We start from the raw sequence: 14,157 nt of genomic DNA on the forward strand, positions 1-14,157 counted from the left end.
CCTCTGAGTCCGAACTTATGGCGCGCATACCGGAGGTCTTCTGCTGGCTATCTTGGCCGGAACTGGACCGATGTATCCGCGAAGCGGCGAACGCGTATGTGAGTGGCCATGATTCTGGAGATGCTTCCGTCCGGCGCATCGCCTCCTTTATCCAGAACGCGGTCGCCTGGCATGCGTGATTCTTTCGCGGCTCGCCAGAACTAGCTACCCCGCCACCGCCGCCTTAGCCGCTTGCGAGGCCGCCATCCACTCGCTCAGCCACGGGGCCCGGACGCTCGACGTGATCCGGCAGTCGGCCACGAAGGTTCCCTTGGCGCCGGCGTCGATCCAGTCCTGAAGGGCGGAAAGGTCCGCCAGTGAGCGGATGATCGCGGACTCAGCCCCCAAAGCGCGGGCGACGCCGCTGAAGTCCACCTCGGGGATCAGCATGGGCTTTTCGGTCAGGCCCTTGGAGCCGTACTGGTGGATCTCCGCTCCGTAGGCGGCATCGTTGTAGATAACGACGACGGCGCTGCTTGCCGCGCCAATCAGCGATTCGAGGTCGGACAGGCCCATCAGGAAACCGCCGTCGCCGGAGGCCAGCACCAAGGTACGGCCGTCCTCCACTGCGCGGGCTGCCCCGACGGCGCTGGCAAGCCCCAGCCCGATGGTCTGGAAGGCCGTGCCCACCATCACCAGGTCCTGCGGCCGCGGGATGTTCCAGTACATGGGGGCCCAGCCGAGGAAGTGCCCGCCGTCCTGGACCACGGTGCGGCGCTCCGGCAACACGGCGTCCAACGCGACGGCAAGGGCGCGCGGGTCCAGCCGGCCATCCGCGGTCTCGTCGGAGCCGGGATGGTGGGCCGGTCCTTCGGCCAGACGCTTGCGCGCTTGCGCCCGCCACGCTTCTGCTGAAGCCTCGCCGTCCAGCAGTTGGAGGATGCGTCCGGCGGCGGACTTGGCGTCTGCGCTGACGAACAGGTCCACCCGCGGGTGCGTGGGCTGCAGGGCGGAGTCGATCTGGATGACAGTGCTGTCCAGGCCGAGCAGGTGCCCGAACCGCAGGGTGAAGGGGCTCAGGCTGGCCCCGGCCACGAGGACCACATCCGCTTCGCCCATGAGCCCGGCGGCGGTGTCCGTGCCGAAGCCGCCCGCCACGCCGAGGTACCCATCGCCCTGGAGCAGGTTGAGCGCCAGGGCGGTTCCGGCGGTCAGCGCGCCCAGCCGGTCGGCAAGCTCCCGGAGCTCCGGGCCGGCGCCTGCGAGGTGTGCACCGCGGCCGGCGAGGATCAGCGGCCGCTTTGCCCCGGCGAGCAGGCGGGCCACCTGCCCGAGGCCGGTGCCGCCGTCGTCCGTTACCTGGGGTGCCAGCGGCGCCGGAAGCTCTTCATCTGCCGCCTCGAGTGCCGCGAGGTCGTACGGAATGGCAATCACGACGGCGGTGCGCCTGGTGAGTGCGTACTCCACCGCCTGCCGGGTGATGGAGCCCGCGGCGTCGCGGGTGACGGTGAAGGTGGCCGCGCCGAGGCCTGCGGCGATGGCTGCCTGGTCCACGTCCTGGGGCCGGGCGCCGGTGCTCGGAGCATCCCCGGTGACCAGCACCACCGGGATCTGCGCCTGGACCGCCTCGGCCAGGGCGGTGAGCGCGTTGGTGTAGCCGGGGCCGTAGGTGGTGGTGCCGGCTGCGAGGCGTCCGGACGCACGGTAGTAGGCGTCGGCCGCGGCGATGGCGGCGCCCTCGTGCCGGACGGGGGAGAAGCGGAGGCCCAGCTTCTCCGCGGCGTCCAGGAAGTAGACGTTTCCGTTGCCCATGACACCAAAGAGATCGGTGAGGTAGCTGCTGAGAACCTGCGCCACGCGGCCTGAGACGGTAAGAGTAGTCATGCAGGAATCTTGTGGGCTAAGTCACGGATCGGCAAGAGAGTGTGTTTTGGCTGGGATATTTGGCAGCCAGAGCTAGCTCAGAGTGAAAATTTGCACGCTTGTGGCGTGTGTCACCCGTATCTAGTTGGAAGGGCGGGATTCCTGCTCGGAGAGTCGGGCCAGGAGGCCGTCGTACCGCGGCGGCATGAGTTCCAGCACGGAAATGGCGGTGCTGGTTCGCTGGATCCCCTCGATTTCCAGGATCTCGTTGGTGATGCGGTAGAGATCGGCCGTACTGCGTGCCACCACCTTGGCCATGAGGTCCGCGTCCCCGGTGGTGGCGTGCACCTCGATGACTTCCGGTATCGCGGCCAGGCCGTCTTCCACCGCACCTGTCCGGGTCTGGCTGATGGACAGCGAGAGGAAGGCCATCAGGTCATAGCCCAGCGCGGCGGGATCCAGCCTCCGGCTGAAGGAGCGGAGGGCGCCGCTGCGCTCGAGCCGTGCCAGCCGGGCGTGGACCGTGTTCCGTGCGACGCCGAGCGTGCGGGAGAGTGCCAGGGCGCTGGCTTCCGGATCCTTGTCGAGGGCCAGAATGATCCTGCCGTCGAGGGAATCCAGGGTGCGAGGGGTCGGGATGGTCATATTTTCACCACAGTTACTAGAAGTTGAGCAGAAGTCCCAATGGCTTGAGGGTATCTTGCATTGTGGGGCGGGTCACAACCATGATCGGTCCTCATGACCAGTGATCAGCTCCTGACCGCACCGGACACCGCGCTCCCCACCCTTCGCGGCGCTGTGGCCGGACTTCCGTCCTACGTCCCGGGCCGCCGCGGCGCCGGCGCAGACATCGCAGCCCTTGCCAGCAACGAAAGCCACTACGCTCCGCTGCCTGCTGCCGCGGCTGCGGTGGCAGAAGCGGCCGGCACCATGAACCGCTACCCGGACAGTGCCGCCGTCGAACTCCGCGAACGGCTCGCCGGGCACCTGGGCGTCACCGCCGCGGAGGTCGCGGTGGGGCCCGGCAGTGTGGGCGTCCTCCAGCAGATCATCACCGGACTGTGCGACGCTGGCGATGAAGTGATCTTCGCCTGGCGCTCCTTCGAGGCGTACCCCATCCTGGTTGAGCTGGCAGGCGCCCGGCCGGTCCGCATCCCGCTGGACGACGCCGAGGGCCACGACCTCGGCGCCATGGCCGCGGCCGTCACTGACCGCACCAAGGTGATCCTGCTCTGCACCCCCAACAACCCCACCGGCGTGCCGATCAGCCACGAGCGCATCGTGGCCTTCCTGCAATCCGTCCGTTCGGACATCCTCGTGGTGATCGACGAGGCCTACGTGGAGTACGCCGAAGCGGGCAGCGGCCCCGATTCCCTGGCGCTCTACCGCCAGTACCCGAACGTCTGCGTCCTCCGCACCTTCTCGAAGGCCTACGGACTGGCCGGCCTGCGCGTGGGCTACGCCGTGGCTGCGCCGGCCATCGCCGAGGGTCTGCGCCGCACCGCCCTTCCCTTCGCCGTGAGCGGGATGGCCCAGAAGGCGGCCATCGCGTCGCTGGACGCGGGGGAGGAAATGGAAGCCCGGGTCGCCGCCGTCAGGCAGGAGCGCGCCCGAATGGCCGCGCAGCTCGAAGCCCAGGGCTGGAAACTGCAGCCGAGCCAGGGCAATTTCCTATGGATCCGCGCGGATGACAGCCTCCGGGCGAGGCTGGTGGACGCGTTCGACCGCGCAGACATCCTGGTCCGGGCGTACCAGGGCGACGGCGTGCGGATCACCGTTGCCGATCCCGCCTCCAACGACCGCGTGCTCCGGCTCCTCGAAGCCCACGCAGCCTGACAACCGACTGACCTTTTACCAACCCGTTCCACCTACAACCAGAGGAATTCCCATGGAACAACAGACAAAGACGTCTGCCCGCGCCCTCGGCGCGGCCCTTAAACCCCGCCAGCTCACCATGATGGGCCTGGGAAGCGCCATCGGCGCCGGCCTGTTCATCGGCTCCGGTGCGGGCATTCAGGCTGCCGGCCCGGCGGTGCTGATCTCCTACCTCGTGGCCGGCACCCTCATCATCCTGGTGATGTGGGCCCTCGGCGAGATGGCCGCCGCCAACCCGGACAGCGGCGCGTTCTCCGTCTACACCGCCAAGGCCTACGGGCCGGTGGCTGGTGCCACCGTGGGTTGGCTCTGGTGGCTGCAGCTCGTGGTGGTCATCGCGGCCGAGGCGCTCGGTGCGGCAGGCCTGCTGGCCACCATCTTCCCGGCCCTGCCGGTGTGGCTGATGGCCTTCGTGTTCATCGTGGTGCTCACCGCCGTGAACCTCACCAGCGTGAAGAACTTCGGCGAGTTCGAGTTCTGGTTTGCGCTGCTCAAGGTGGCGGCCATCATCGGGTTCCTCCTGGTGGGCGCTGCCCTGCTCTTCGGCTGGCTTCCGGGCGTCCAGTCGCCGGGCCTGACCAACTTCACGGGTACCGGATTCGCACCCAGCGGTTTTGCCGGGATCGCCACGGCACTCTTCGTGGTGGCCTTCGCGTTCGGCGGCACCGAGATCGTGTCCGTGGCCGCAGCCGAGACCGCGGAACCCGCCCGCAGCGTGAAGAAGGCAGTCCGGACCGTGCTGTGGCGCATCCTGGTGTTCTACATCGGTGCGATCTTCGTGATCGCGGCAGTGGTTCCCGTGGGTTCGGCGGGGCTGAAGAGCCCGTTCGCAGCGGTGCTGGATGCGGCCGGCATGCCCGGTGCGGCCACCGCCATCACCCTTGTGGCCGTCGCAGCGCTGCTCTCCGCACTCAACGCCAACCTCTACGGTGCTTCCCGGATGGCGTACTCCCTTGCTGAGCGCGGTGAAGCGCCGCGCCTGCTTGCCTCCGTGTCCAAGGCCCGGGTTCCGGTTGTCGCAGTCCTGGCCAGCGTCGCCTTCGGTGTAGTCACAGTTGTGCTGGAGCTGGCTTTCCCAGAAAAGGTCCTTCCCGTCCTGCTTAACATCGTGGGCTCGACGTGCCTGCTGGTGTGGACATCCGCGCTCCTGGCCCAGCTCGCGCTGCGCCTCCGCGCCGACCGCGAGGGGACGGATCTTCCCCTGAGGATGCCCGGCTTCCCGTGGCTCACGGGCTTTGGTCTGGTGATCCTCGCTGCGATCTTCACGGTGGGCTTCATCGGTGAGGATTCCCGTCCCCAGCTCCTGAGCACGTTTGCGCTCGTAGCTCTTCTGGCGGTGGCGTGTTGGGTGCACCACCGGAACGGGAAGGTTTCGCCCATGGTCGAATCGACTAGCGAAGCCAAGCAGCGGGTGCTCGTCGACTGAACCAAGCGCAGCGAGTCACTTCGTGGGTTCGCTGCACGCATAGGGCGCGTCCGGCTTTGGCCGGGCGCGCCCTTCGCCATGCATACCGCGTTCTGTGAGATCTGCTGTTACTCACTTGACTCCACGCGAGTTCTCCAGATGGCTGCGGAGGCTAGCAAGTGTTATCCCGCGCTCCCGATCAACCAGCCAGAACTTCCAACCATTGGTGGCGCCTCCTCTTAGTCGCTTGGCCGCGCCCGACGGCGTTTCAAAGGGAACTCCCTGCACCAAAATGGAGCCATCGGCAAGAACGGTGGCCGATTCCGTCGCTTCTGTTCCTCGGGTGTAAATTTCTTGCCCAGCCGCAAGCAAGCCTGCCTTTATTAGATCCGCTACGGACACATCATGGACGACATCTCCACCGAACTCGCCCTTGCTTACGCCAAGGGCTCGCTCGGGTACGGGCCAGATAGTGAAAATGTCTTCAAGTAAGGCTGATGTCCTTTTGTCGATCGAATGTTCATGCCACCCGTCGGCGCCGAGCAGCCTGAGCTGCTGATTCATAAGCAAGACGCTGTGCTCATTAAGTGCTTCTAGCTTGCCCCCGGGCCCAGCCCACGAGCCGTTGGAAACTTTGCTATTCAAACCGCCTGCCACCAAGGTCAGGTTGCCAAGCCGATGGATGTGCTTGTCCCGTTCCATTTGCTTTAGGACGTCGTCGCCGACGCCCCAGTTACGACGCCAGCTCTGCGGCAACAGGTGCTCAATGGAGTGCACTCCTCGGTGGACCCTGCCCTCTGCGAATGACGATCTCGACGTCCCGTAGCCTCTGTAACGATCTTCTACGGATTCCAGCACCATCTGCAGGAGTGATCTCCTGAATCTCCGGTAGACGGGGGCATCAAGAAGCTCGACTCTCAGATCCTTGTCGGACGGCCAAGCCAGGTTCGGTGCGCTTGACTCCGTAAGTATGTCGGTGAGTACGTCTCCTGCGAAGTCACGTGAGGAATCCTCGAGTCTGGTAATCAGCGCCGCCACGAATTGACCGATGCCGGCATTCCCCGACCGCATAAGCGCACGTCTGACGAGCCAGCTCTCTAGGGAGACCAGAAACCGAGTGAGCTGTGCGTGCGGGATCGGGGCCTTCCGAGGGTCTAAGGCCCATATGAGGAGTGGTCCAGCGCTTTGTGTTCCCAATACCGAAGTTCTGTAGGCCAAGAGTTCTAGCCGGTTCAGATCGCTCGATTTGTCCTCGGCTGCTTCCGTCCAGGACCGGTAGGCAACCGCACACGAGTCGACGTGAGAAAGCATGTCTAAGGTCGCGTGGCCCGACTTTTGGTCCGCAAACTGCTTAAACTTCCGAAAGACCTCGCCGATTGGCACCTCTGACCCCGTTTGGGAGATGAGCCATTGGCTTAGGTAGATGGAGATTCGGGGAGTTGAAACGCGCCCTACGCTTACTTCCTTCTCCCAGAAGGCCGTTTCGAAGTGCGCCCAGTACTTCTGATACATAGATTCAGTCTCCGGCTGGTCGAGATCGAGCCGCTGAAAGACGAAATTTTTGATGAGGTCGGCTCCGGTGAGCGGCGTGCCGCGTGCGTTCAGGGTCTCAAAGATCTGCTGGGAGTCTTCGTTATGCTCTAGCTCGATCGCCACGAGAGTGAGTTTGTGGATTAGAGTTCGCGTGAGAATTTTGGCCCGTTCCATCGCGTTTCCGAGCTCAAGCCAGGAACGAATCCGTTCTAAGAAAAAGGAATGCCCCGCGGTCAATAGACCGTGTGAACCAGCTGTTACCGACACCGACACCGACGGTTCTACTTCTCCAGCTGTGATGATGGCCAGATATTCTTGCTGGTCCCGGGTCGTGGGGGTCAATTTGTATCTGTCAGCCGGTCCTAAGAAGGTTTCGCTGTTTCGAAAATGAGCTCTGAGATACTCGGCCTCTTGAATCCCATACTCACTGATAGCGCGGAACGCGGCGTGGAAGATTAATTGGAGCGTAGTCAGACGCTGCTGCCCGTCAATGACTGATCGCGTTTGGACCGCTGCGGCTCCCGAGACCTTTTGCAAGACGACCGCACCCATAAAGTGCGGTTCGACGCCGTCGCCTTCTGCTGCAACTCTGCCAGTTAGCCTTTCAATGTCTTCCCATAATGGTGCCCATTGTTTTTCTTCATTCCACACATAAGGTCGTTGAAAGAGCGGCACGAGGATACGCTGACCAGCCTGAAATACTTCCTGAAGGTTCTTAACATTCGTGTCCATATAGACCTCTCTTCAGATCAAGTTTCAGCGCATCTTCCGGGTTCTGGCTTCGGAACAACGGTGTCCTGCACTCTTGAGGTTAGCGGCGAAACCGTGGGATGGGCCTCAAGCCGTGACGGTCAGCGATTCCAGAGCTGAGCCCGGTATTCGCTGATGAGCTGAGCTTCTAGCTGAAGAGCTTGAGCTCTTGTCTCGACCGTCTGCCAACGAACCTCGAGACCTGCGTGATCAATTGCTGAGCGGGCCGCGGCCTTTGCCCTCATGGGTCTACCCGCAAGAGCTTCATCTAGGCGTGCTTGGAGCCACTTCGGATCCTCCAGGGCTCTGTCAAACGCATGTTCTCCCAAACCGGAACCGGCTCCTTTGCCGCTGGCGTAAATGGCTAGGCGGCCACGTAGGCCGTTGCCTTTCCGTTCTCCTGCCATCCCAATATAAACGGGGCCGCGCTGGGGCTCTTCTGCAATCCGGAACATGTAAACGCCGGGGAATCGCGGTGCGACTTTGAGGGAATCGTCAAACGGGATCCACTCGGACCAAGTGCCATGAGTGGTGTTAACGACTGCACGGGCGAGAGCGGGTCGAAGACTGGGTCTTTCAACTGTTGGCCGATGGGTTGGATTGGGTGGGTCAGCGAGAGGTGCCAGCGGTTTCGGTATATGCAGTCCGCGCTGGGCGGCGAGTTGTTCAACGTAACTCGGCCTGAGAAACCAGTTTCCTCCATGCTGGTGAGGAATCTGCCGGGCACCTGGAGGCCGTTCGTCACGGAGCCTTTGTCGTAATGTTTTCGGATTCATTCCAATATTGGCAGCAGCTTCTTCAGCGCTGATTATGAAGTCGTCCACGGTGCCATCTTGCCGTACATGCTTGCTTTTTATCGCGAGGCACGGGGACGATTGAGCGACGCATAGGGCAGGCCACGTGCTAGAGGTTGCTTCATTCCTCCATGGGGGACTATGGCCTTCCGCCCTCCGCAAGCCCCATGAACATCGTCCGATGAAGCACGTCCACGTGCTTGCGCGAGACCTCCACTGCTTCCTGGACGTCACCGTTACGCAGGGCCGCCACCAAGGCCACATGGTCGCAGTTCGATTTGTGCAGCAGTTCGATCGGGTAGGGGATGAAGTAGGCGTAGAGCTCAGTCAGCGTCTCGTGGTACGCCTCGACGGCGGTGCCCAGCCCCGATGCGGTTCCCACCAGCTGATGGAACTGCTCGTCTGCCTGGTGGTAGTCGGACCAGTCCGAGGACTCGGCCATGTCGCGGGTCAGCCGCTCGAGCTCATTCAGCTGTTCGGCCGTGGCGTTGAGCGTCGCATAGTGCGTCACAGCGCATTCGAACAGCAGCCTCCGGTCCACCAACCGGTTCACAGCCTGGGACTCGGCCGGTGACGCCGAGAGCTCGGCCAGCACGCTCTGCGGAGGCTCGTCCGCCACGAAGGTTCCGCCCGCCCGGCCGCGACGGCGGACCACCACGCCCTGCTCCGCCAGGCTCGCTAGCGCGCGACGAGCCGTGATCGGGCTGACGGAGAGACCGAGCGCCACGTCCTCCTGGTCGGGGAGACGCTCACCTGGTTTCAGTAGGCCCAGCGAAATCGCCATGCCGATGCGCAGTCGGACGGCGTCGATGGCACTGCGGCGGTCGATGCCGGCCAGCCTGCCGGCACCGATGGGCGAAGAGCCGGCGGTGTCCTCCAACTGACGTGTCATATCCGCTACTTTACGGCCCATACCCACCCCTTCCCATAATTGGATCATTCTGATCTAATATAACTCAGATCACATCCCCAACGTGGAGATAACCATGCAACGCACTCTTCCCCTCATCGCAGCCCAGGCCCGGCCGCGGCTCATCGGTGAACCCGTCTCTGCCTTCGCGGACGAGGCAAAAGCCGCCCTCGCCGTCCAGCCCCACAGCCGGCTGGTGGTCTTCCCCGAGCTGCATCTCTTCGGCGACGGGGAGCCTGACCAGCAGCGCACCGAAATGCTCCAGGCCTCGGCCGAACCGCTGGACGGTCCCCGGGTCAAAGAGCTCCGGCAGATCGCCGCGGACCTCGGCATCTGGCTGGTACCGGGCAGTGTGTGCGAACGCGGCCCGGAGGGGCAGCTGTTCAACACCCAGCTGGTCCTGTCCCCGGAGGGAGAGCTCGCCGGCTACTACCGGAAGGTCTTCCCCTGGCGCCCGTTCGAGCCCTACGACCCCGGCGACCGGTTCACCACGGTGGACCTGGCCGGCATCGGCAGGGTGGGCCTGAACATCTGCTACGACGCGTGGTTCCCGGAGGTGTCCCGCCAGCTCGCCTGGATGGGCGCTGAAGTCATCCTCAACGTCGTCAAAACCACGACGCCGGACCGCCGGCAGGAGCTGGTGCTCGCCAAGGCCAACGCCATCGTGAACCAGGTCTTTGTGGTCAGCGTCAACTGTGCCGGCCCCACCGGCAAGGGCCTGAGCATCATCGTGGACCCCGAGGGAAACACCCTGGCCTTGGCCCCCGACGACGCACCGGTGCTTCTCACCGCGGAACTGGACCTTGCCGCCGTCGAGCACGTCAGAACGCATGGAACCGAAAACCTCAACCGCCCCTGGTCCCAGTTCCGCGACGGCGAGGACGCCGTCGAACTGCCCGTCTACCAGGGCCGCATCAGCCCGGCCACCTGGGCTCCCCAGTCCTTCAACGCCTAAGGAAACACCGTGACAACAACACTTACCCGCACGCTGAAACTGCCCAGCCTGGTCCTGTTCGGCCTGGCGTACCTGACCCCGCTGATCGTCCTGGGGATCTTCGGCATCATCGCCGAAACCACCGGCGGGGCTTCCCCGTCCGCGTACCTGGTGGCGCTCGTCGCCATGCTTTTTACGGCCCACAGCTACGGCCGGATGGCCGTCGCGTACCCCGTCGCCGGTTCCGCCTACACGTACGTCCGCCAATCCATCGATCCCCGGGTGGGCTTCTTGGTGGGCTGGGCCATCCTGCTGGACTACCTGTTCCTGCCCATGGTCATCTGGCTGATCGGCGGCTCGTACCTGACGGCGCAGTTCCCCGGCATCCCCATCGGGGTCTGGATCGTGGGCTTCATCCTCATCACCACGCTGCTGAACATCCTGGGCATCAAGGTGGCGGACAAGGCCAACTACGTGCTGATGGCGTTCCAGCTGCTGGTCATCGTGTTTTTTGTGGCGCTGTCCATCGGCAATGTGGTGTCCACCCAGGGCGCCGGCGGCCTGGCCAGCACCCAGCCGTTCTTCAACGACACCTCCAGCTTCGCCACCATCTCCGCCGGTGCCGCCATCGCCGCGTACTCGTTCCTTGGCTTCGACGCCGTCACCACCCTCACCGAGGAGACCATCGAACCTCGGAAGAACATGCCCCGCGCCATCATGCTCATCGCCCTGATCGGCGGCGGCATCTTCGTGACCGTGTCCTACGTGACCCAGCTGGTCCACCCCGGCGGGGTGTTCGAGGACTCGGCCTCCGCGGCCAGCTCCATCGCCCTGCAGATCGGCGGGCAGCTGTTCGGGGCCGTGTTCCTCGCCGGCCTGGTGGTGGCGCAGTTCGCCTCCGGCCTCGCCGCGCAGGCCAGTGCCTCCCGCCTGCTGTACGCGATGGGCCGGGACTCGGTCCTGCCCAAGGCCGTCTTTGGCCGGCTCAGCGCCAAGTTCCACACCCCGGTGGTGAACCTGATCGTCACCGGCATCATCGGGCTCATCGCGATCTTCCTGGACGTGGCCACCTCCACCTCGTTCATCAACTTCGGCGCCTTCACCGCCTTCACACTGGTGAATGCCTCGGTGGTGTTCCACTACGTGCGCCAGCGCCGTGCGGGGCACCAGCTGAACCCCGTGTCCTACGTGGTGGTCCCGGTGGTGGGAGCCATCATCTGCGCCTACCTGCTCTCCCAGCTGGACAGCAACGCGATTACGCTGGGACTGTCCTGGCTGGTGCTGGGCATCGTGGTCCTGGCCCTGATCACGCGCGGCTTCAAGGCGCCACCGCCGGAAATGACGGCCACGGAAAAGGCGACCGTTGAGGCGGCCGCCTGAGCTGGATGCATGAGTTTGGGCTGCCGCCCGAGCGGGGCCGGCTGACACAAGGGAAGGAATAGCCGTGAGGATAGCGCTCGGGCAGCTGGAGTCGGGTACCGACATCCAGGCCAACCTCGCTGTGATCGACCGGTTCGCCGCCGAGGCCGCGCTCGACGGCGCCACCCTGGTCGCCTTCCCGGAATACGCCACCTACGAGAAAAAGAAGGTGGACGCCACATTCCCCGAGGTGGCCGAGCCACTGGACGGCCCCGTCTGCCAGGAGCTCGCCGCCACCGCCCGCCGCCACCGCATCGCGCTGGTGGCGGGCGTGGTGGAAACCTCGAACGAGCCGGGCAAGGCGTACAACACGCTGGTGGCGTTCGGGCCGGAGGGTAAGCGGCTGGCCGTCTACCGGAAGATCCACCTCTTCGATGCGCAGGGTTTCGGGGAGTCGACATTCATCAAGCCTGGCCCGTCCACCAGCCCCGTGGTGTTCGAACACGGGGGAGCGCGGTTCGGCCTGATGACGTGTTACGACCTGCGGTTCCCGGAGCTGGCCAGGTCACTGGCCGACGCCGGCGCGAAGGTGCTGCTGGTCTGCTCGTCATGGGTGCCGGGCACCCACAAGACAGAGCAGTGGCTGGCCCTGAATGCGGCGCGCGCCATCGAGAACAGCGTGTACGTGGCCGGGGTGTGCCAGGCCCCGCCTGTTTCGGTCGGGCGGAGCGTGCTGGTGGACCCGATGGGGGTGGTGGAAGCTGATCTTGGTCTGGAGCCTGGGGTGCGGGCGGTGGACGTGTCGCTTGAGACGGTGACTCGGGTTCGGGAGTTGTTCCCGATGTTCCGGCAGCGGCGGCTGTAGTCCAGGACCCCTGCGCTACTGCGTGGTCCCGTATGCGTCGAGCAGCTTCAGGCTCCGTTCCTCCATTAGGGTGCTCAGGGGGTGGGGTGGCCGGCGATGATTCCGTCCACGCCCAGGTCCATCCGGCGCGCCATGTCCGCGGTGGTGTTCACGGTCCACGGGATGACGGGCAGCCCAGTGCGTAGGCTCCGGGATCATCGCGGCGTTGTCCACTTCGAGGGTGGTGACGTAGCGTGAGGCAGTTTCGCAACGCGACCTAGGACTCCTCAATCCATTGCCCTGGCCACCGCGGTGCGACTGCAGGTCGAATGACCCGTTGCGCTCGTTCACCTTCAGGTCGGATGTGGAGGGCGCTGGTCACGTTCGTCGACGACGACGGCGAGCAGGACCTGACGGTCAGGTCAGCGCTGTTGGGCGGCGACGGCGGGGTCGCCAAAGCCCCGATGAGGGCGGCGGCTGCGGCTGCAGTCAGGACTGTGCGCATCGGAGTTGTTCGTCTGGGCGAGCTGTTCCTGGGTGACCCGTCAACGCTACAGAGGGCACACGGCGCGTTAAATGCGGGCGGTGGGAGATTAGAAGGCCCTCCGGGCGCTGGTACCAGAGGGCTTTTCTAGATCTAATTAGTGCTTCTACACTGCTTCGGAGGCAGGCCACTGGGAATTGTCAAAACCGGCAATGAATCCACCATTGCGAGAGTCATTAATAAGAATGCGCGTCCGGTACGGTGTCTGAACATGCACGTATTCATTGCCTTCCCACCAGCCCCTCAATTCTTCGAGGACTGCCATGCCACCGGTTGCGCTCGGCCCGATTTGCACGGCTACCCAGTCGTGGCCGGTAACTTTCTCAGGATCGGGGATGCTGCTGGGGCGCTTCTTGGTAGTGGAAGGAGAGCTAAGAGCGTCAAAGCTGCCCTGAATAGTTTCTGAGGCCACGGTTTATCCATTCGGTAGAAGTTGTAAATACTCAAGGAGTCTACAGAGTGGAGCGACGCAGGTCGACGGTCGTGTTTTCGTGGATTATTGCGAAGTCTGGAATTCATTAGGCCAGCTGAAAACAGCGTCCTCCTGGATCCTCAGGTGGTGAGGCCTTCAGTGCTCTTGGATCCTCAGGTGGTGGGGCCTTCAGTGCTCCTGGATCCTCAAGTGGTGGGGCCTTCAGTGCTCCTGGATCCTCAGGTGGTGGGGCCTTCAGTGGTCTAGGAACTGACGGGGCAAGCGACATCGAACTCTTAATCTCAGTTGGCAGTAGAACGAGTGTCCGCCATCGAAGTGGAGCGTGAGATCTGGCGTGAAGGGGACTCAAAACGCTCGGCCGCTCAGCCCCAGGTGCATGAAGGCGGGGCTTTTTTGCAAAACGCTGGCGACGCCAAGATGACTTTGGTCTTCTGAGACGATTCGCACGGGCCGGCGGGTGGGCCCCCTCCTGCCGGCGTACGGGATGCCCGTGGGCTGCGATGACCGGGAACGGCGCTGCGGCGGATACCCAGCAGCGGACTGGCCAGTACAAACGGCTGAGCCGTACAGGCGCCCGCGGTGACGCCGGCTGGATGGTCAGGACTCGTGAGCCCGGTCGTAGCGTCCTTGTTTGGGGGCCCGTGCGCCGTATGGCCGACTAGTTATAGGTGGCGACGGCGCCCAGACCGGCTCCCAACCGTCATTAGCACGAAAGCAACACGAAGGTTGCCACCCACGAACGGCGACAGCAGCATCGAAATGGCGATCGCCGCTGCCGTAATCAGCAGCGAACGGCGCGGGTGGCGATGGTGAGGCTTGCGATAGAGATGCCTAGCAAGCCGGAGATGCCCAATGCGGTGAGGGGGGCAGTCGGGCAGCATTCGGAGCAGCCGAATGCAGACACTGCAATGCGAATGCGTCAGGTGCGCGCTGG

General features: G+C 64.2%; 12 protein-coding genes. 6 read left to right on the forward strand and 6 right to left on the reverse strand.

Annotated elements, in window-relative coordinates; translation table 11 throughout:
• Nucleotides 1-204: 204 nt before the first annotated feature.
• Entirely contained in the window at nt 205-1,863 is a 1,659-nt protein-coding gene (locus AC07YR_RS12645) for a thiamine pyrophosphate-binding protein (protein ID WP_494734147.1), read from the reverse strand.
• Between the two features lie 120 nt (nt 1,864-1,983).
• On the reverse strand, nt 1,984-2,487 hold the full coding sequence (locus AC07YR_RS12650; protein WP_436056891.1) for an Lrp/AsnC family transcriptional regulator: 504 nt from the start codon (nt 2,485-2,487) through the stop codon (nt 1,984-1,986).
• A gap of 93 nt (nt 2,488-2,580) precedes the next feature.
• Between AC07YR_RS12650 and hisC the strand changes: the two genes are divergently transcribed.
• Nucleotides 2,581-3,678: a histidinol-phosphate transaminase gene (hisC, locus tag AC07YR_RS12655; protein WP_494734148.1), complete on the forward strand. Its 1,098-nt coding sequence runs from the start codon at nt 2,581-2,583 to the stop codon at nt 3,676-3,678.
• Nucleotides 3,679-3,730: 52 nt separating this feature from the next.
• On the forward strand, nt 3,731-5,143 hold the full coding sequence (locus AC07YR_RS12660; protein ID WP_494734149.1) for an amino acid permease: 1,413 nt from the start codon (nt 3,731-3,733) through the stop codon (nt 5,141-5,143).
• A gap of 111 nt (nt 5,144-5,254) precedes the next feature.
• Here AC07YR_RS12660 and AC07YR_RS12665 read toward each other — a convergent pair whose 3' ends face one another.
• On the reverse strand, nt 5,255-7,387 hold the full coding sequence (locus AC07YR_RS12665; protein ID WP_494734150.1) for a GmrSD restriction endonuclease domain-containing protein: 2,133 nt from the start codon (nt 7,385-7,387) through the stop codon (nt 5,255-5,257).
• A gap of 951 nt (nt 7,388-8,338) precedes the next feature.
• A complete protein-coding gene (locus AC07YR_RS12670) occupies nt 8,339-9,091 on the reverse strand; it encodes a FadR/GntR family transcriptional regulator (RefSeq protein ID WP_494734151.1) in 753 nt (250 codons plus the stop codon).
• Between the two features lie 94 nt (nt 9,092-9,185).
• Between AC07YR_RS12670 and AC07YR_RS12675 the strand changes: the two genes are divergently transcribed.
• The 3 genes from AC07YR_RS12675 to AC07YR_RS12685 all read left to right on the forward strand — a co-directional run bounded on the left by AC07YR_RS12675 (nt 9,186) and on the right by AC07YR_RS12685 (nt 12,267).
• Complete coding sequence (locus AC07YR_RS12675; RefSeq protein WP_494734152.1) at nt 9,186-10,064, forward strand: carbon-nitrogen hydrolase family protein; 879 nt, start codon at nt 9,186-9,188, stop codon at nt 10,062-10,064.
• Nucleotides 10,065-10,073: 9 nt separating this feature from the next.
• A complete protein-coding gene (locus AC07YR_RS12680) occupies nt 10,074-11,423 on the forward strand; it encodes an APC family permease (protein WP_494734153.1) in 1,350 nt (449 codons plus the stop codon).
• 64 nt (nt 11,424-11,487) lie between these two features.
• Nucleotides 11,488-12,267, forward strand: coding sequence for a carbon-nitrogen hydrolase family protein (locus AC07YR_RS12685; protein ID WP_494734154.1), 780 nt, complete (start codon nt 11,488-11,490; stop codon nt 12,265-12,267).
• A 74-nt stretch (nt 12,268-12,341) separates the two neighbouring features.
• Here AC07YR_RS12685 and AC07YR_RS12690 read toward each other — a convergent pair whose 3' ends face one another.
• Together AC07YR_RS12690 and AC07YR_RS12695 are read right to left on the reverse strand one after the other, a co-directional pair.
• Nucleotides 12,342-12,419: a hypothetical protein gene (locus tag AC07YR_RS12690; RefSeq protein ID WP_494734209.1), complete on the reverse strand. Its 78-nt coding sequence runs from the start codon at nt 12,417-12,419 to the stop codon at nt 12,342-12,344.
• Nucleotides 12,420-12,896: 477 nt separating this feature from the next.
• The gene (locus tag AC07YR_RS12695; RefSeq protein ID WP_494734155.1) at nt 12,897-13,202 is read right to left on the reverse strand and encodes a hypothetical protein; all 306 of its coding nucleotides are present in this window, start codon (nt 13,200-13,202) and stop codon (nt 12,897-12,899) included.
• Between the two features lie 321 nt (nt 13,203-13,523).
• Between AC07YR_RS12695 and AC07YR_RS12700 the strand changes: the two genes are divergently transcribed.
• Nucleotides 13,524-13,658, forward strand: coding sequence for a hypothetical protein (locus tag AC07YR_RS12700; protein ID WP_494734156.1), 135 nt, complete (start codon nt 13,524-13,526; stop codon nt 13,656-13,658).
• The last annotated feature ends 499 nt before the right edge of the window (nt 13,659-14,157 follow it).

The sequence above is a fragment of the Arthrobacter sp. GW460-12-1-14-TSB2 genome (assembly GCF_059423525.1).